At 69.7% G+C, this 16,108-nt stretch carries 20 protein-coding genes; 13 read left to right on the forward strand and 7 right to left on the reverse strand.

From position 1 onward, the window contains the following. Positions 1 to 190 precede the first annotated feature (190 nt). On the forward strand, positions 191 to 2,479 hold the full coding sequence (locus AB0I66_RS27315) for an FUSC family protein (RefSeq protein WP_363210572.1): 2,289 nt from the start codon (positions 191 to 193) through the stop codon (positions 2,477 to 2,479). Between the two features lie 21 nt (positions 2,480 to 2,500). Here the strand turns inward: AB0I66_RS27315 and AB0I66_RS27320 are convergent, their stop codons facing one another. From AB0I66_RS27320 to rpmB, 3 genes are read right to left on the reverse strand one after another with little or no spacing between them, the layout of a single operon-like run. After that, positions 2,501 to 3,031 carry a hypothetical protein gene (locus tag AB0I66_RS27320; RefSeq protein WP_363210573.1) on the reverse strand — a complete coding sequence of 177 codons (531 nt, stop codon included), beginning with the start codon at positions 3,029 to 3,031 and terminating at the stop codon, positions 2,501 to 2,503. 42 nt (positions 3,032 to 3,073) lie between these two features. Continuing rightward, positions 3,074 to 3,379: a 30S ribosomal protein S14 gene (rpsN, locus tag AB0I66_RS27325; protein ID WP_363210574.1), complete on the reverse strand. Its 306-nt coding sequence runs from the start codon at positions 3,377 to 3,379 to the stop codon at positions 3,074 to 3,076. After that, entirely contained in the window at positions 3,379 to 3,615 is a 237-nt protein-coding gene (gene rpmB / locus AB0I66_RS27330) for a 50S ribosomal protein L28 (protein ID WP_363210575.1), read from the reverse strand. Before rpmB ends, rpsN begins: the two co-directional genes overlap by 1 nt. Before the next feature lie 89 nt (positions 3,616 to 3,704). Here rpmB and rpmG point away from each other — a divergent pair, with 89 nt between their 5' ends. The 5 genes from rpmG (at position 3,705) to AB0I66_RS27355 (ending at position 6,072) form a co-directional block, all read left to right on the forward strand. After that, entirely contained in the window at positions 3,705 to 3,869 is a 165-nt protein-coding gene (gene rpmG / locus AB0I66_RS27335; protein WP_009719228.1) for a 50S ribosomal protein L33, read from the forward strand. Between the two features lie 5 nt (positions 3,870 to 3,874). Beyond that, on the forward strand, positions 3,875 to 4,120 hold the full coding sequence (locus tag AB0I66_RS27340; protein WP_363210576.1) for a type B 50S ribosomal protein L31: 246 nt from the start codon (positions 3,875 to 3,877) through the stop codon (positions 4,118 to 4,120). A 41-nt stretch (positions 4,121 to 4,161) separates the two neighbouring features. Then, positions 4,162 to 5,325 carry a GTP-binding protein gene (locus tag AB0I66_RS27345; RefSeq protein ID WP_363210683.1) on the forward strand — a complete coding sequence of 388 codons (1,164 nt, stop codon included), beginning with the start codon at positions 4,162 to 4,164 and terminating at the stop codon, positions 5,323 to 5,325. Further along, positions 5,326 to 5,565 (forward strand): 30S ribosomal protein S18, encoded by a 240-nt coding sequence (gene rpsR / locus AB0I66_RS27350; protein ID WP_363210577.1) that lies wholly within the window; start codon positions 5,326 to 5,328, stop codon positions 5,563 to 5,565. It abuts the gene before it with no gap. Between the two features lie 267 nt (positions 5,566 to 5,832). After that, positions 5,833 to 6,072 carry a DUF397 domain-containing protein gene (locus AB0I66_RS27355; protein WP_363210578.1) on the forward strand — a complete coding sequence of 80 codons (240 nt, stop codon included), beginning with the start codon at positions 5,833 to 5,835 and terminating at the stop codon, positions 6,070 to 6,072. A 43-nt stretch (positions 6,073 to 6,115) separates the two neighbouring features. Here AB0I66_RS27355 and AB0I66_RS27360 read toward each other — a convergent pair whose 3' ends face one another. Then, on the reverse strand, positions 6,116 to 6,601 hold the full coding sequence (locus tag AB0I66_RS27360; RefSeq protein ID WP_363210579.1) for an ATP-binding protein: 486 nt from the start codon (positions 6,599 to 6,601) through the stop codon (positions 6,116 to 6,118). Positions 6,602 to 6,930: 329 nt separating this feature from the next. Here AB0I66_RS27360 and AB0I66_RS27365 point away from each other — a divergent pair, with 329 nt between their 5' ends. The 3 genes from AB0I66_RS27365 (at position 6,931) to AB0I66_RS27375 (ending at position 10,049) form a co-directional block, all read left to right on the forward strand. Continuing rightward, positions 6,931 to 7,794, forward strand: a complete 864-nt coding sequence (locus AB0I66_RS27365; protein WP_363210580.1) for a helix-turn-helix transcriptional regulator — start codon at positions 6,931 to 6,933, stop codon at positions 7,792 to 7,794. A gap of 85 nt (positions 7,795 to 7,879) precedes the next feature. Further along, the gene (locus AB0I66_RS27370; protein WP_363210581.1) at positions 7,880 to 9,337 is read left to right on the forward strand and encodes an aldehyde dehydrogenase family protein; all 1,458 of its coding nucleotides are present in this window, start codon (positions 7,880 to 7,882) and stop codon (positions 9,335 to 9,337) included. Positions 9,338 to 9,503: 166 nt separating this feature from the next. Then, positions 9,504 to 10,049 carry a DinB family protein gene (locus AB0I66_RS27375; RefSeq protein ID WP_363210582.1) on the forward strand — a complete coding sequence of 182 codons (546 nt, stop codon included), beginning with the start codon at positions 9,504 to 9,506 and terminating at the stop codon, positions 10,047 to 10,049. 20 nt (positions 10,050 to 10,069) lie between these two features. Here the strand turns inward: AB0I66_RS27375 and AB0I66_RS27380 are convergent, their stop codons facing one another. Further along, positions 10,070 to 10,663 (reverse strand): VOC family protein, encoded by a 594-nt coding sequence (locus AB0I66_RS27380; protein WP_363210583.1) that lies wholly within the window; start codon positions 10,661 to 10,663, stop codon positions 10,070 to 10,072. 42 nt (positions 10,664 to 10,705) lie between these two features. Between AB0I66_RS27380 and AB0I66_RS27385 the strand changes: the two genes are divergently transcribed. The 3 genes from AB0I66_RS27385 (at position 10,706) to AB0I66_RS27395 (ending at position 13,231) form a co-directional block, all read left to right on the forward strand. Next, on the forward strand, positions 10,706 to 11,347 hold the full coding sequence (locus AB0I66_RS27385; protein ID WP_363210584.1) for a PadR family transcriptional regulator: 642 nt from the start codon (positions 10,706 to 10,708) through the stop codon (positions 11,345 to 11,347). 97 nt (positions 11,348 to 11,444) lie between these two features. Then, entirely contained in the window at positions 11,445 to 12,407 is a 963-nt protein-coding gene (locus AB0I66_RS27390; protein WP_363210585.1) for an ATP-binding cassette domain-containing protein, read from the forward strand. Between the two features lie 74 nt (positions 12,408 to 12,481). Beyond that, positions 12,482 to 13,231 carry an ABC transporter permease gene (locus AB0I66_RS27395; RefSeq protein ID WP_363210684.1) on the forward strand — a complete coding sequence of 250 codons (750 nt, stop codon included), beginning with the start codon at positions 12,482 to 12,484 and terminating at the stop codon, positions 13,229 to 13,231. A 12-nt stretch (positions 13,232 to 13,243) separates the two neighbouring features. Here the strand turns inward: AB0I66_RS27395 and AB0I66_RS27400 are convergent, their stop codons facing one another. After that, positions 13,244 to 14,671 (reverse strand): glutamate decarboxylase, encoded by a 1,428-nt coding sequence (locus AB0I66_RS27400; RefSeq protein WP_363210586.1) that lies wholly within the window; start codon positions 14,669 to 14,671, stop codon positions 13,244 to 13,246. A gap of 156 nt (positions 14,672 to 14,827) precedes the next feature. Between AB0I66_RS27400 and AB0I66_RS27405 the strand changes: the two genes are divergently transcribed. Further along, a complete protein-coding gene (locus tag AB0I66_RS27405; protein ID WP_363210685.1) occupies positions 14,828 to 15,583 on the forward strand; it encodes a MerR family transcriptional regulator in 756 nt (251 codons plus the stop codon). A 49-nt stretch (positions 15,584 to 15,632) separates the two neighbouring features. Here the strand turns inward: AB0I66_RS27405 and AB0I66_RS27410 are convergent, their stop codons facing one another. After that, complete coding sequence (locus AB0I66_RS27410) at positions 15,633 to 16,001, reverse strand: YbjQ family protein (protein WP_363210587.1); 369 nt, start codon at positions 15,999 to 16,001, stop codon at positions 15,633 to 15,635. Between the last annotated feature and the right edge of the window lie 107 nt (positions 16,002 to 16,108).

Consider the following 16,108-nt stretch of genomic DNA (forward strand, 5'->3'; position numbering starts at 1 on the left):
GCGGTGCCTCCTGAACGAGCAGGCTTTTCCCACCCACCCGCCCGTTTGCCCCGCGGTGCCTTCTCAACGAACAAGCCTTTCCCGCCCACCCGCCCGATTGCCCCGCAGCGGCACCTGGACGAACAGACCCCCGGGGGGGCGGGCGCGGGCGCCCCCCCACACCACCCCAAATCCCCCGTATCATCACAGAGTGACCTGGCTTCGAGCGCTGAAGGAGACCAGCCGCTCGGGGCTGACCGTCGAGCGGAAGCGGCTTGAGCCTCTGATCGCGTTGCGCGGCGCGGCCGGCCTCGCCGTCGTCATCGGTCTGAGTCTCACCCTCTTCGGACCGGCCGTGGCCGCAAGCTCGGCCTTCGGCGCCTTCCAGGCCGCCATCGCCACCTTCCAGCGCAGCTGGCGCCCCCGCCCGGAACTCGCCCTGGCCTCCGGCACGAGCCTCGCCGTGTCCACCTTCCTCGGCTACCTCACCGGCTCCCACCTCCTCCTCTTCCTCGCCCTCCTCTCCCTCTGGACCTTCCTCTCGGGCCTGAGCTGGGCCGCGGGCCCGACCATCGGCATCATCGCCTCGTCCAACGTCGCGATCATGCTGGTCACGGTCACCCTCCCCGGCTCCATCGCCGCCGCGGCCGGCCACGCCGCGATGATGGTGGTGGGCGGCGCCGTACAGGCCGCCCTCGTCGTTCTCTTCCCCGTACGCAGGTGGGGCGCCCAGCGGGACGCCCTCGCCGACGCCCTCGCGGCCGAGGCCGATTACGCCCGCCGGCTACGCCACGACCCCCACGCCGACTTCGACCCGGAACCCCTGATGGCGGCCCGAGACGCGGCGACCATCACCCCGCGCCAGGCCCGCACCCGCCCCGCCGAACTCCACGGCGCCCGAGGCGTCGCGGAACGCATCCGCCCGGTGCTCGCCTCGCTGGCCGACCCCGCGGTGGGCGTACCGGAAGAGGGCCCCGAACGCGACCGCGTACGCGAGATCCTGGCCGCTGCGGGCGCGATCCTGGACGCGGCGGCCAGGGCGATCCGGCAGGGCGAGCCGGTGAAGATCCCGCCCGAGGCCGTGGCCACCCTGCGGACCCCGGACACCGGAGCGATCCTCACCGGCCCGGCGCAACGAGCGGCGAAACGCCTGTCCGCGCTCCTGCGCGACGTCGTCGAAACCGCGGGCAGACCCCCCGCCGAAGCACCACCAGCGACCCCGACCCCGGCCCCGGCCCCGACCCCGACCCCGACCCCGACCCCGACCCCGACCCCGGCTCCAGAACCAGCTCCGGCTCCGACCCGGGCGCCGGCTCCCCCCACCCCCCTCCTCCGCCCCACCTTCCCCGCGCTCCTCCCCGCCGCCCTCCGTGCCATGAGGGCCGAGCTCCGCCGCCGGCACGAATCCCCCGTCACCCGCCACGCGATCCGCGTCACCGGAGTGGCCGCCGCGGGCTATCTCCTCGGGACCTGGCTCCCCCTGGGCCACGGCTACTGGGCCCCCATGGCCTCCGTCATGATCATGCGCCCGGACTTCTCGCAGACGTACTCCCGCGCGGTGGCCCGTTTCGGCGGCACGCTCGTGGGCGTCGCGCTCGCCACGGGCGTGGTGCAGCTGGCGCACCCCGACACAGGTCTCTCCGCGGCGCTCGCCGTGCTCTGCGCCGGGATGATGTACCTCCTGATGCGCACGGGCCAGGTCGCCGCCCAGGCCTGCGTCGCCGCGTACGTCGTGTTCCTGCTCGGCATGGGCGGCGAGCAGTGGACGCAGACCGTGCCGGAGCGTGTCGTGCTCACGCTCCTCGGCGGCGTCCTCGCGATGATCGCGTACGCCGTGTATCCGGCCTGGGAGACCCCGCGCCTGCGCAACCGCCTCGCCGACTGGCTGATCGCGGACGGCCGTTACGCCGCAGCCGTCGTCAGCCGATACGCCGACCCCGCCGGCAGCTCATGCCCGGACGTCCGCGAGGCGCTCCTGGCCGCCCGCGACGCCCGTATCGCCTGGCAGGAAGCGGTCGCCCGCGCCAAGCACGAGCCGGTACGCCACCGCGGCCTCTCCCGCGCCGCGGCCGCCGACGCCGAGGACATCCTCGCCCAACTCGGGCGCGTGGCCATGCTGATGGAGGCCCACCTCCCGGACCGCGACGCCACCCCCGTCCCCGCGGCCGAACGCCTCGCGCAAGCCCTGCGCAAGTCGACCGAAGACGGCGCGAAGGCCGTGCGTGAGCGCCGCGTGCCGAAGTGGGAGGCCGTGCGCGAGGCCCTCGCCGAGTGGGACGGCGAGGGCGTCCCCGACCGGGTCGTACGCAGGGGAGCGGGGCTCCTCCTCGCGACCCTCGACGAACTGTCGGACGCCCTGGACACGGCACCGCCGCCCATGCTGGTGGACGGCTCGGACGCGACCACATCGGACGCGACCACATCGGACACGACCACATCGGACACGACCAAAACAGACAGCGGGCCGCGGGACCCCGAACAAGGTCCCACGGCCCGCTGACCGCGTCACATCAAGCAGTGCCTACGACTCAGGAAGCCCCGCCGTAGGCAGACCCTCCGGCAGCTTTCCGCCCTTGGTCCTGGTGAACTGGTCCTGGCCCGCGCCCTGCCAAGAGACCGTCATCGACGTCCCGTTGACCGACTCGACCGTGCCCTCGGTGCGATTCGAGTCACCCTTGGCGCACTTCAGCTTGATCGCGTCACCGGACGCGGTCCCGCTGCACAGGACGTTCTCCCCGAGCAGCGTCGCCTGCTTCCCGGCGATGACCAGGGCCAGCGGATTCCCGTCGGCGGTGGCGACCCAACTGCCCTCGGAGCCACCGTCCGCGGCACCGGAGTCCGCATCACCCGAACCCGCATCACCCGAACCCGCGTCCGCACCCTCGTCCGGCGAATCGGACCCGTCGGCCCCCGCGGAGGACCCCGCCGAGCCCTTGTCCTTGCCCTCGTCCCCACCGTCGCCGCCGTCACTGCTGCAACCGGTCAGGACAAGGGCGGCGACAAGACCCGCCGCCGCGGCGCCGATACGTACGTTCCGGACGTGCGTGCGCACTGAGTTCCCCCTACGAACCAAGCCGATGAACCGCGCGCCAAGCTACCAGGACGACTTGCGCACCCCGGGGAGGAATCCGGCGTGCGCTTGGTCACGCAGCTTGACCCTGGAAAGGCCGAACTTCCCGACGTAACCGCGCGGGCGGCCGTCGACGCTGTCCCGGTTGCGTACGCGCGTCGCGCTCGCGTCCCGCGGCTGCCGCGCCAACTCGGCCCGCGCGGAACGCCGTTCGGCCTCGCCGGACGAGGGGCTGCGCAGGATCTCCTTCAGCTCGGCCCGGCGCACGGCGTACCGCGCGACGATCTCGCGCCGCTTCTCGTTCTTCGCGATCTTGCTCTTCTTGGCCATCAGACCCTCACCCCACGCGCACGGATCCTGGCGACGGCGGCCTCGATGCCGATGGAGTCGACGGTCTTGATGCCCTTGGCGCTGAGCCGCAGCCGTACGTGACGGCCCTCGCTCGGCAGCCAGTAGCGCTTGCGCTGGACGTTGATGTCGAAGCGGCGTGACGTGCGCCGGTGCGAATGGGAGATCTGGTTGCCGAAGCCCGGCGTGGCGCCGGTCAGCTGGCAGTGGGCGGACATGGTGACGCACCTCTCGGTCGTGGGGAAGCGATCAGCGATCCCCTGTGGAACCGTTTTGAAAACGGGAATCATTTTCATACACTAGCGCCATGGCTCGCAACGAACTCCGCCCGATCATCAAACTTCGGTCCACCGCCGGAACCGGCTACACGTACGTGACCCGCAAGAACCGCCGTAACGACCCCGACCGCATGACGCTGCGCAAGTACGACCCGGTCGTCGGGCGCCACGTCGATTTCCGAGAGGAGCGCTGACCGTCATGCGCAAGGACATCCACCCGCCGTACGGCCCCGTCGTCTTCCGCGACAAGTCCGCCGGCTTCGCCTTCCTCACCCGGTCCACCGCGACCAGCGAAAAGACCGTCGAGTGGGAGGACGGACGCACCTACCCCGTCATCGACGTCGAGGTCTCCTCCGCGAGCCACCCCTTCTACACGGGCACGGCCAAGGTCCTGGACACCGCGGGCCGCGTGGAGCGCTTCGAGCGCCGATTCGGTGCGCGGTGAACCCGGTGAATCCCGTGAACCCCGCCGACCGGACGGCGGGAATGGACATCGCCATCGTCGGCGGGCTCCACTCCGACGCCCGCAAGGCAGCCGTCGAGCGCCTCCTGGCCACCGTGCCGGGGAGCGTCGCGCTCCACCACGACCTGGCGACCGCCGTGCACGGCACCGTCGTACGCACCGTGCGCGACGTCGGCGGAGTGCTCTCCTCCGGTGAGACGCCGCTGGTCAACGACTGTGCGTGCTGCGCCCTGCGCGAGGACCTGGTGCCCGAGCTCGAACGGCTCGCTGCCTCCGGTCTCACTCGGCTCGCGATCGTCGAGCTGTGGGACTCGGTCGAGCCGAAGGCGATGGCCGAGGTGATCACGTCGCACGCACAAGCACAAGCACACGCAAGCGCAAACGCGCACGAGGGGCTGCGGCTGACCGGTGTGATCACGGCCGTCGACCCGGCGCTCATGCTGCCCTACCTCGGCAACGGCGACGACCTGATGGAGGCCGGGCTCGCCGCGGCCGCCACGGATCAGCGCACGGTCGCCGACACCTGGGCCCGCCAGCTGGAGTACGCACCGGTGCTCGCCGTCGCGGATTCTCCCGAGGCCGACGACGAGGACCGCGCGCTCCTCGCCCAGCTCCACCCGACCGCCCGCCAGGTCCCGATCAGCGGTCATGGGGACCTGGCGGGTGCCGCGCTCGCCGGTTTCGACGTCGAGGCGGCCGCTGCGGCGCAGCACCCGTCCTGTGCGCTGCTGCCGACCGACGCCGATGAGGCGGGGGTCGCCACCCTCGTATGGCACCGGGACCGGCCCTTCCATCCGGAGCGGCTCTACCAGGCGCTGGAGGGCCTGACCTGCGCGGCGGCCCGCAGCCGGGGCCGGTTCTGGCTCGCCGACCATCCGGACACGCTGCTCGGCTGGGACGCGGCGGGCGGCGCGCTGTGCGTGGAGAGCGCGGGGCCGTGGCTGGCCTCGCTGCCCGACGCCGCGTGGGAGATGGTGCCGCCGGTGCGGCGGGCCGCCGCCGCGCTCGACTGGCATCCCGAGCACGGCGACTGCTGCCAGCACTTGGTCTTCGTCTCGCCCGGCCTGGACCGCGAAGGGCTCGAAGAAGTCCTGGAGTCCTGTCTTCTCACGGATGAGGAGTACGCCGCCGGGCGCGCCGCCTGGAAAAACCTGCCCCCCGCTTTCGACACTCTCCTGGAGGTCTGAATGTCCCCGCGCAAGCCGTCCGGACGCGAGCAGAAGCCGCGCCCCAATCCCCTTGACCAGGCGAAGGTCACGTACATCGACTACAAGGACACGGAGTTGCTCCGCAAGTTCATCTCGGACCGGGGAAAGATCCGCTCCCGGCGGGTCACCCGGGTATCCGCCCAGCAGCAGAGGCTGCTGGCCCGCGCGATCAAGAACGCCCGGGAGATGGCCCTGCTGCCCTACGGCTCGGCCGGCTGAACCGCACCGCCATGAGGCTGTTGCGTAAACGTTGGAACAGTAAGGGCACGCCGTGCGTCTTTACCTAGAACGGTGTTCGCATGGCGCGGGGGGAGTTGGGCAGGTGCGGACCAGGTGCTGACAGAGCTGTAATCAAGAGAGCACCCCGCGTGCACGTGCATCTGCCCATGCATCAGCATGTGAACACAGCTATGATCCGGGACAGTTGACCACTGCATCTAGAGCGATCTAGAGCCACACCAGGCACTGCACCACCGGGGAGCGACTGTGCATCACGTGTATAACGGCATGGCCGCCACGGAGCTTCATGGGGTGGTCTGGCAGAAGAGCAGGCACAGCAACTCGCAGGGTGCCTGCGTGGAGTTCGCGAAGTTGCCGGGCGGCGATGTCGCCATGCGGAACTCGCGCTTTCCCGAGGGGCCGGCGCTCGTCTACACGCGCGCCGAGATTGAGGCCATGCTGCTCGGGATGAAGGATGGGGAGTTCGACCACCTGATAGGTGGTTAGCCCCGCTCCTGAACGACGTTCACGCCACTGAACCGCGGCGCTTTCAGGCCAGTCGGAACAGCGCCCACACGACCTTGCCCCGCAGCGCGCCCGCGAGCGGGTGCCAGCCCCAGCTGTCGCTGAACGAGTCCACCAGGAACAGGCCGCGGCCCGACTCGGCCGAGAAGTCGTCGTCGGTCTCGCGCGTGACCGGACTGTCGTCGCTGGGGTCGCGCACGGCGCACACCAGGCGTGAGGTCCAGCGCATCAGGTGCAGCCGCACCGGCGGACCGTGGTCGCGCGGGGTGTCCGAGGGCAGCGCGTGCCTGAGGGCGTTGGTGACGAGTTCGGAGACGACGAGGGCGATGTCGTCGAAGCGCTCTTCCAGTTCCCACTGACACAGCGTCTTGCGGGTGAACTGCCGTGCGCTGCCGACCGCTTCGTAGCGGGCGGGCAGCGAGCAGGACGCGGCGCTGGAGACGGCTGAGGGGTCGAGTGGGGGAAGCCCCTGCCGTAACGGCTCGAGCATGGTCGATCCATTCGTCCCCATGCGAGGCACTCCCCGGTTTCGCGGTACATAGCGATGGAGCGGTGGTGCGGTCGGTACAGCGGCGCCGCGACGCATCGGTACAGCTCGGTGCGACGGTGAACAACTGGTGGCGCGCGGACCATGGTTCCGAATGCGTACAGCAGATGCAAGGGCAGATGCACGTGCACGCGCCGGACTTGGTCGCTCCCGTGCCACTTCTTGCCCATTTCTTCCTACGACTTCTTGTGGAGGACTTCCGAAGGCTTTCCGTTTCTGTAACCGAACGAGTACGGCCTGAAGCGTTTAATGGCAGACTGCTGGCTTCCAAGTGATGGGGAGGATTGAGCGAAGTGACCGCAGGGGAGTCGAGCGGCTCGGTCGTACGGCGCATGCTCCTTGGCTCGCAACTCAGGCGCCTGAGGGAATCGCGCGGCATCACCCGTGAAGCGGCCGGCTACTCGATCCGAGCCTCCGAATCGAAGATCAGCCGCATGGAGTTGGGACGGGTGAGCTTCAAGTCCAGAGACGTCGAGGACCTGTTGACGCTGTACGGCGTCACCGACGAGGCCGAGCGCGTCGCGCTGCTCTCGCTCGCCAAAGAGGCCAACCTCGCGGGCTGGTGGCACAGTTACTCGGACGTCCTGCCGGGCTGGTTCCAGACGTACGTGGGTCTCGAAGGCGCCGCATCACTCATCCGCGTCTACGAAGTCCAGTTCGTGAACGGCCTGTTGCAGACCGAGGCGTACGCCCACGCGGTCGTCGCGCGCGGCATGAAGGGCGCGAGCAAGGCCGACATCGAGCGCCGCGTCGCCCTGCGCCTCGAACGCCAGAAGCTCCTCATCTCCGAGCGCGCCCCTCGCTTCCACTGCGTGCTCGACGAGGCGGCGCTCCGACGTCCGTACGGTGACCGGGAAGTGATGCGCGGTCAGCTGCAGCATCTGATCGACATCTCCGAACGGCCGAATGTCACTCTCCAGGTCATGCCGTTCAGTTTCGGTGGGCACTCGGGCGAGAGCGGAGCGTTCACCATGCTGCGCTTCCCGGAATCGGACCTCTCGGACGTCGTGTACGTGGAACAGCTGACGGGAGCCCTTTACCTCGACAAGCCCGAGGAAGTCGGCCAGTACGAGCGGGTGGTGGGCGAGCTGCAGGGCGACAGCCCTAATCCGGCCGATAGTCGCGATCTTCTCCGAGGTCTGCTCCAACTGACGTGACCGGTCAGTACGATGACGTGCAATCAGGTGTCTGCGTCGTTTGTCTGCACCGTCTGTCTGCACCGTCTCTGCGGCAAGGGGTCTCATGTCCTTCTTCACTGACCTGGCTCACCAGTACATCGACGGTGAGTGGAAGGCCGGTTCCGGCTCCTGGGACATCATCGACTTCAATCCGTACGACGGCGAGAAGCTGGCGTCGATCACCGTGGCGACGGCCGACGAGGTGGACCAGGCCTACCGGGCGGCCGAGCGCGCGCAGAAGGAGTGGGGCGCGACCAACCCCTACGCCCGGCGCGCGGTCTTCGAGCGTGCCCTGCGCATCATCGAGGACCGTGAGGAAGAGATATCCGAGGCGATAGTCGCCGAGCTGGGCGGCACCCGGCTCAAGGCCGCCTTCGAGCTCCACCTCACCAAGGAGTTCCTGCGCGAGTCCGTGAACTTCGCGCTGCTGCCCGAGGGGCGCATCCTGCCGTCGCCCGGCGAGGGCAAAGAGAACCGCCTCTACCGCGAGCCGGTGGGCGTGATCGGGGCCATCAGCCCGTTCAACTTCCCGCTGCTGCTCTCCACCAAGACCGTCGCCCCGGCCCTTGCCCTCGGCAACGCGGTGGTGCTCAAGCCCCACCAGAACGCCCCGGTGACGGGCGGCAGCCTCCTCGCGAAGGTTTTCGAGGACGCGGGCCTGCCGCCCGGCGTGCTCAACGTGGTCATCACCGACATCGCCGAGATCAACGACGCGTTCATCGAACACCCGGTGCCGAGCGTCATCTCCTTCACCGGCTCGGACCGCGTGGGCCGCCATGTCGCCACGGTCTGTGCCTCGCACTTCAAGCGCTCCATCCTGGAACTCGGCGGCAACAGCGCGCTTGTCGTCCTGGACGACGCGGACATCGACTACGCCGTGGACGCGGCCGTCTTCAGCCGCTTCGTGCACCAGGGCCAGGTCTGCATGGCCGCCAACCGCATCCTCGTGGACCGGTCGGTGGAGGCGGAGTTCACCGACAAGTTCGTCACGAAGGTCGCCTCCCTGAAGGTCGGCGACCCGGCGGACCCGGCGACCCACATCGGTCCGCTGATCAACTCCTCGCAGGCGGAAGCGGTGACGAAGCTCGTCGACCAGACCGTGGCGGCGGGCGCGAAGGCGCTGCTGCACGGCCGCACCGACGGCAATCTGGTGGCGCCCACCGTCCTGACGGACCTGCCGGCCGACTCTCCCGCGCTGCGGCAGGAGATCTTCGGCCCGGTGGCGCTGCTCGTGCCCTTCGACGGCGAGGAAGAGGCCGTACGCATCGCCAACGACTCCCCGTACGGGCTCAGCGGCGCCGTCCACACCGCCGACGTCGAGCGGGGCGTACGGTTCGCGCGGCGGGTCAACAGCGGCATGTTCCACGTGAACGACGGCACCGTGCACGACGAGCCGATCGTGCCCTTCGGCGGCGAGAAGGCCTCGGGCGTCGGCCGCCTGAACGGCGACTCGACGGTGGAGGCGTTCACGACGCAGAAGTGGATCTCGGTGCAGCACGGGCGCTCACAGTTCCCCTTCTGAGCCTTCTGACCCTGCTGAGCCACCTCTGCGGGACGTGAAAACTCCCGGACCACTCCCGGACCCTTGCGGACAGAACCTGACCGTAAGGGTCCGTAACGTTCGTGGTGTCGGAAAGCCCGACAGGCTGCAACTGGCTCTCCAAGAGGCTCCAAGAGAGGCGGACCCCATGGTCACCCACGTCAACGCAGAGGCCCCCGGCGACGAGCGCGGCGCGCTGCTCGCCTTCCTCGACGCGGAGCGCGGCGGCATCCGGCGGGCCCTGATCGGCCTGACCGACGAGCAGGCGGCCACGAAGCCGAGCGCCAGTGAACTCTCGCTCTCCGGGCTGCTCAAGCATGTCGCGGAGGTCGAGGAGAGCTGGATCTCGCGGGCCATGGGCGTCGCCCCCGCCGTCGAGCGCACCGAGGCGAACTGGGACGAGTGCTTCCGCCTGACCGAGGACGAGACGGTCGACTCCGCGCTCGCGTACTGGCGCCAGGTCGCCGAGCGCACCGAGGAGTTCATCCGCTCCCGGGCCACGCTCGACGAGACCTTCGCGCTTCCGGACGAGCCGTGGTTCCCGAAGGAGGACGTGTCGATGCGGTGGGTGCTGCTGCGCCTGATCACCGAGATGTCCCGGCACTCGGGCCACGCCGACATCATCCGCGAGACCCTCGACGGCAAGACCGCCTTCGAGCTGGTGGCCCTGGAGCGCGGCGAGAGCTGGGGCTAGGAGTCCGCGGCTAGGGGCGGCTAGGGGCCGTCGAGCTGCGCGGCCATCTCCGCCCGCAGGGCGTGCAGCTCCCGCAGCTGGTCGGGGGTGGGGGTGCCGTCGGCGGCGAGGGCGTGGTCGATGACGCGGAGGGCGGCCGCGTGATCCTGCTTGGACTCGCCGAGGAGGACGGCCTGGTGCAGGGCGCGCGCGTACCTCTCCTTCGGTACGGGCGCGTGCTCGAAGGACTCGGCGATGGGCTGCCCGATGCGTACGCAGTTGCCGGCCGGGTCCGACATCAGGAACTGCCGGACGCCGTAGCTCATGTCGCGCACGGTCCCGATCCGGGGCAGGCCACGGGTCGGTATCCGCCCGAGGGTCTCCTTGAGGCCGGTGCGGAAGGCCTCGTGGAGGGCGTCCACGCGGTCGGTCACGATGTAGCAGGTGCTGTAGGAGGTCTGCGGGTCGTAGCCCTTGAGCCGGAAGAACTGAAGCTCCATGTCGTCGCGCCGCACCACGGCGAACGCGTTGGGTGCCTTCTGGTAGAAGGTCACCTCGAAGCCGACGGCCTTGTAGAAATCGAGGGTCTCGTCGAGCTCATGGCAGGGGAGGAGAGGGATCATTGTCTCGGCCATGCCGCTACTCTAATCAAAATTGATTAGAAGGAGGTGGCTTTGATGTCGGCGATCCGACTCCTTGTCCTCGGCGCCGTCCGTCAGCACGGACGGGCCCACGGCTATCAGGTGCGCAACGACCTGGAGTACTGGGGCGCCCACGAGTGGTCCAACGCCAAGCCCGGCTCGATCTACCACGCGCTGAAGCAGATGGCCAAGCAAGGCCTGCTGCTCGCGCACGAGATCGCCCCCTCGACGGCGGGCGGCCCGCCGCGCACGGAGTACGAGATCACCGAGGCGGGCACCGAGGAGTTCCTGAGCCTGCTCCGGTCGAACCTCGTCTCGTACGACCAGCGCCCTGACATGCTCTCCGCGGCTCTCGGCTTCATCGTCGACCTGCCCCGGGCCGAGGCCGTCGACCTGCTGAAGCAGCGGGTGGCGGGCATCGAGGAGTGGCGCAGGTCCGTGACCGAGTACTACACGCCCGAGGAGGGCCCGGAGCAGCTCGGGCACATCGGCGAGATCATGAACCTCTGGGTCCACACGGCCGACGGGGGCGTGGAGTGGACGCGCGGACTGATCGAGCGGATCGAGGGCGGCGCGTACACGTTCGCGGGGGAGGGCGCACCGTTCGTCGCCGTCCTCGGTGAGGGTGAGGAGAACCCGTACGCGACCGGGGAGCCGCATGCGGGGGACGACCGCTGATCAAGTTTGACTAATCCTGGATTCGGGGATACCTTCCCTCGCGTTGGACTCGTAGTCAAGTTTGACTACGGGGTGCCAGGGGCTCGGAGGGAGACGGATGACGGACGCGATCGTCGTCGAGGGCGCACGGAAGCGGTACGGGGAGAAGTGGGCGCTCGACGGCCTTGACCTGAGGGTCGGGCGCGGCACGGTGCACGGCGTGCTCGGCCCGAACGGTGCCGGCAAGACCACCGTGGTGCGGGTGCTCGCCACGCTGCTGCGGGCGGACGAGGGGCGGGTGGAGGTCGCCGGGTACGACGTGCGGCGCAGCCCCGACGAGGTGCGCAGGCGCATCGGCCTGCTCGGTCAGCACGCAGCCCTGGACGAGGAGCTGAGCGGGCGGCAGAACCTGGACATGTTCGGGCGGCTCCATCACCTGGGCGCCCGGCACGCGCGCGTGCGGGCCGACGAGCTCCTGGAGCGGTTCGGGCTCGGGGACACCGGCCGCAAGGCGGTCAAGCAGTACAGCGGCGGCATGCGGCGCCGCCTGGACCTGGCGGCCTCGCTCATCACCGAGCCCGACGTGCTGTTCCTGGACGAGCCGACGACCGGACTCGACCCGCGCGGACGCACGGAGGTCTGGGAGGCGGTGCGCTCGCTGGTCGACGGCGGCACGACGGTGCTGCTCACCACGCAGTACCTCGAAGAGGCCGACCAGCTCGCCCACCGCATCTCGGTGGTCGACCGGGGCCGGGTCATCGCGGACGGCACGGCGGACGAGCTCAAGTCGAAGACGGGCGGCGACCGCATCGACGTGGTGGTGCGCGACGCGGCCCAACTGGAGCTGGCGGCACGCCTCCTGCCCGGCGACGCCACCGTGGACGCGGACCGCCGTCTCGCGAGCGCGCCGGTGGCCGACCGCATGGAGGCGCTCACCGGCGTCGTACAGGCCCTGCGCGAGGCCGGTGTGGAGGCCGAGGACATCGCGGTGCGCAGGCCGACCCTGGACGAGGCGTTCCTGCGCCTCACGGGTCCAGCGGGCCTCGCGGACGGCCAGGAACGCATGAAGGAGACCGTGTGAGCGCGACGACGACAGGCCGTCTGCCGGTGGCGAGCGGCACGCCCCTCCGGTGGGCGGCGATCGACTCCTGGACCATGACGCGACGCGAACTCGCGCACTGGGCGCGGCAGCCCGTGCAGGTGCTCGTCGGCCTGGTCTTCCCGGTGATGCTGCTGCTGATGTTCAACTACCTGATCGGCGGCGGGAAGGGCATCGCGGGCGATTACGCCGAGTTCCTGGTGCCCGGCATGTTCGCGCTGACCATGGCCTTCGGTCTGGACGCGACCATGGTCGCCGTCACCCAGGACCTCAACAAGGGCGTGATCGACCGTTTCCGGTCCATGCCGATGACCAACGGCGCGGTGCTGGTGGGCCGTTCGGTCGCGGACATGCTCCAGTCGCTCACCTCGCTGCTGGTCATGATCGGCGTCGGCCTCGTGATCGGCTGGCGCTGGCACGGCTCCTTCGGGGCCGCGCTCGGCGCGGTCGGGCTGCTGCTCCTGCTGCGGTTCGCGATGCTGTGGATCGGCATTCACCTGGCGATGGTGGCGGGCAAGCCGGAGCTGGTCGTGGCCGTGCAGATCCTGGTCTGGCCGGTCGGTTTCCTCTCCAACGCCTTCACCGTCCCGCAGAACATGCCGGGCTGGCTCGGTGCCGCCGTCGAGTGGAACCCGATGTCGGCGACGGCCACGGCGGTCCGCGACCTGTTCGGCAACGACCCCGGAGTGGTGGGCACTTCATGGGCCGCCGAGCACGCCGGGCTGCTCGCGGTGGCGTGGCCCGTGGTCCTCGTGGGGGTGTTCATGCCGCTCGCGGTGCGCAGGTTCGGGGGCCTGAGCAAGTAGCGCAGAAGGGCCCTAGTGGTGGAAGCCCGTGGCCGCGTCCCTGTCCCGGGTGAAGGGATGCGGCTGCCGCCGCAGTTCGGGCAGCAGGCTGCTCAGATCCTCCAGGAAGAGCTCCGCGAGGTCGGCCGTGAAGCCGTTGCGGCAGACCACGCGCAGGACCGCCAGATCCTCGCGATGGGCCGGGAAGGTGTACGCGGGGACCAGCCAGCCGCGCTCGCGAAGCCGCCGGGACACGTCGAAGACGTCGTACGCCTGTACGTCGTCCCGCGTCGTGAAGGCGAAGACCGGCAGCTGGTCCCCGCGCGTGATCATCCGGAAGTCGCCGAGCGCCTCGACGCGTTCCGCGAGGCCGCCGGCGACGTCCCTGGCCGCCTGCTGGACGGCGCGGTAGCCCTCACGGCCCAGGCGCAGGAACGTGTAGTACTGCGCGGCGACCTGCGCGCCAGGACGCGAGAAGTTCAGCGCGAACGTCGGCATGTCACCGCCGAGGTAGTTCACCCGGAAGACCAGCTCCTCGGGAAGCGCGTCCGCGTCCCGCCACAGCGCCCAGCCGACGCCCGGGTAGACCAGGCCGTATTTGTGGCCCGACGTGTTGATCGAGGCCACCCTCGGCAGCCGGAAGTCCCACTCCAGGTCCTCGTCGAGGAACGGCGCCACCATCGCGCCGGACGCCCCGTCGACGTGCACGGGGATGTCGAGCCCGGTGCGCTCCTGGAGGTCGTCCAGAGCCGCGCAGAGCTCGGCCACCGGCTCGTACGACCCGTCGAAGGTGGACCCGAGCACGGCCACCACGCCGATCGTGTTCTCGTCGCAGAGCTCGGCGGCGGCCTCCGGGTCGAGATGGAAGCGGTCGCCCTCCATGGGGACCTGGCGCGCCTCGACCTCCCAGAAGTTGCAGAACTTGTCCCAGCACACCTGGACGTTGACGCCCATGACCAGGTTCGGGCGCGCGGTGGGGGACGGGTAACGGTCGCTGTTGCGCTTGTCCTTGGCCCAGCGGCGCTTGAGCGCCATGCCGGCCAGCATGCACGCCTCGCTCGACCCGGTCGTCGAGCAGCCGACGGCACCCGCTGGGTCCGGCGCGTGCCACAGGTCGGCGAGCATGGCCACGCAGCGCCGCTCCAGCTCGGCGGTGTGCGGGTACTCGTCCTTGTCGATCATGTTCTTGTCCCGGCACTCCGTCATGAGGACGCCGGCCTGCGGCTCCATCCACGTCGTGACGAAGGTCGCGAGGTTGAGCCGAGAGTTGCCGTCCAGCATCAGCTCGTCGTGCACCAGCTGGTACGCCGTCGTGGGAGGCAGCGGCCCGTCGGGGAGGCGGTGCTTGGGCGGGGCCTCGGTCATGCCGCTGACCGGGTTCGCCTCTCCGTAGAAGGGGTTCACCGCGAGGGTGCGCCCCTTGGAGTCGCCGTTCGGGTCCTCGCTGCGGTGGAGCGGCATGGCGGTCTCCTCGAAGGCGTGAGGTTTTCTGGCGTGCCTTTCATGTCCCCTCTGGCGAGGATATGGGCGGCCGCCGGGGTCTGCACTTGCACCTCACGTGACGTGAGGACCCAGGCTGTGGTGTGTACCGAGAGAGGGGCGCAAGCCATGAGCCACGTGAGCTATTCCGTGGGACAGGTCGCCGGTTTCGCCGGAGTGACGGTGCGCACGCTGCACCACTACGACGAGATCGGCCTGCTCGCACCCGGCGGGCGCAGCCACGCGGGCCACCGGCGTTACGACGACGCCGACCTGGACCGGCTGCAGCAGATCCTGTTCTACCGGGAGCTCGGCTTCCCCCTCGACGAGGTGGCGGCCCTTCTGGACGACCCGGAAACGGACCTGCGCGGTCACCTGCGCCGCCGCCACGAGCAGCTGACCGCCCGGATCAGCAGGCTCCAGGAGATGGCCGACGCCGTCGAGAACGCCATGGAGGCGAAGAAAATGGGCATCAACCTCACGCCCGAGGAGAAGTTCGAGGTCTTCGGGGGCGACCCCGACCAGTACGCGGACGAGGTCGAGCGCCGCTGGGGCGACACCGACGCGTACAAGGAGTCGCAGCGCAAGGCCGCCTCGTACACCAAGGAGGACTGGCAGCGGATCAACGACTCGTTCAACGCGGTGCACGCGCGCATGGGGGACCTGCTCGCCCAGGGCCTGCCCGCGGACTCCGTGGAGGCGATGGACACGGCGGAGGAACACCGCGCCTCCATCACGCGCTTCCACTACGCCTGTTCGCACGAGCTGCACACCTGCCTCGGCGAGATGTACGTGGCGGACGAGCGGTTCACGGCGACCTACGAGGCGATCAGGCCCGGGCTCGCCGTCTACATGCGGGACGCAATCCTGGCGAACGCGGCGCGCAACGGCTGAGCAAGAGGATCAGTAAGGGGCACCCGCCACGGGCGGGTGCCCCTTACTGTCATGACTCCTGGACGATCACGGCCGCCGTGCCGTACGCGCACACCTCGGTGCCCACGTCCGCGGCCTCGGTCACGTCGAAGCGCATCATCAGGACCGCGTTGGCGCCTCGCGCGCGTGCCTGCTCGATGAGGCGCTCCATTGCCTGGTTCCGGGTCTCCACCAGCGTTTTCGTGAGTCCCTTCAGCTCGCCGCCGATCATGGACTTGAGGCCGGCGCCGATCTGGCTGCCCAAGTGCCGGGAGCGAACGGTGAGGCCGAAGACCTCACCGATAACCTGTTGTACGCGGTAGCCCGGTACGTCGTTCGTCGTCACGACCAGTACGTCGGAGAGCGGGTCGGTGCCACCGCCGAAGTCTTCGATACCCATGGCACACAGCTTTGCCCCGGAGCACGCGCAGTGCACCCTGGAAGAAGGCTGGAACCTGGGCACGTCACCTCGCGTTGATAGCTTTGGGCGGCCATCCCCCCGCCGCA

It is taken from the genome of Streptomyces sp. NPDC050439, assembly GCF_040655335.1.
Taxonomy (GTDB): Bacteria; Actinomycetota; Actinomycetes; order Streptomycetales; family Streptomycetaceae; genus Streptomyces.

Bases quoted from the DNA above. Each gene is read 5' to 3' on its own strand.
- rpsN (WP_363210574.1), bottom strand. From the start codon at position 3,379: ATGGCCAAGAAGAGCAAGATCGCGAAGAACGAGAAGCGGCGCGAGATC.
- rpmB (WP_363210575.1), bottom strand. From the start codon at position 3,615: ATGTCCGCCCACTGCCAGCTGACCGGCGCCACGCCGGGCTTCGGCAAC.
- rpmG (WP_009719228.1), top strand. From the start codon at position 3,705: ATGGCTCGCAACGAACTCCGCCCGATCATCAAACTTCGGTCCACCGCC.
- AB0I66_RS27340 (WP_363210576.1), top strand. From the start codon at position 3,875: ATGCGCAAGGACATCCACCCGCCGTACGGCCCCGTCGTCTTCCGCGAC.
- AB0I66_RS27345 (WP_363210683.1), top strand. From the start codon at position 4,162: ATGGACATCGCCATCGTCGGCGGGCTCCACTCCGACGCCCGCAAGGCA.
- rpsR (WP_363210577.1), top strand. From the start codon at position 5,326: ATGTCCCCGCGCAAGCCGTCCGGACGCGAGCAGAAGCCGCGCCCCAAT.
- AB0I66_RS27360 (WP_363210579.1), bottom strand. From the start codon at position 6,601: ATGGGGACGAATGGATCGACCATGCTCGAGCCGTTACGGCAGGGGCTT.
- AB0I66_RS27370 (WP_363210581.1), top strand. From the start codon at position 7,880: ATGTCCTTCTTCACTGACCTGGCTCACCAGTACATCGACGGTGAGTGG.
- AB0I66_RS27375 (WP_363210582.1), top strand. From the start codon at position 9,504: ATGGTCACCCACGTCAACGCAGAGGCCCCCGGCGACGAGCGCGGCGCG.
- AB0I66_RS27380 (WP_363210583.1), bottom strand. From the start codon at position 10,663: ATGGCCGAGACAATGATCCCTCTCCTCCCCTGCCATGAGCTCGACGAG.
- AB0I66_RS27385 (WP_363210584.1), top strand. From the start codon at position 10,706: ATGTCGGCGATCCGACTCCTTGTCCTCGGCGCCGTCCGTCAGCACGGA.
- AB0I66_RS27390 (WP_363210585.1), top strand. From the start codon at position 11,445: ATGACGGACGCGATCGTCGTCGAGGGCGCACGGAAGCGGTACGGGGAG.
- AB0I66_RS27395 (WP_363210684.1), top strand. From the start codon at position 12,482: ATGACGCGACGCGAACTCGCGCACTGGGCGCGGCAGCCCGTGCAGGTG.
- AB0I66_RS27400 (WP_363210586.1), bottom strand. From the start codon at position 14,671: ATGCCGCTCCACCGCAGCGAGGACCCGAACGGCGACTCCAAGGGGCGC.
- AB0I66_RS27410 (WP_363210587.1), bottom strand. From the start codon at position 16,001: ATGGGTATCGAAGACTTCGGCGGTGGCACCGACCCGCTCTCCGACGTA.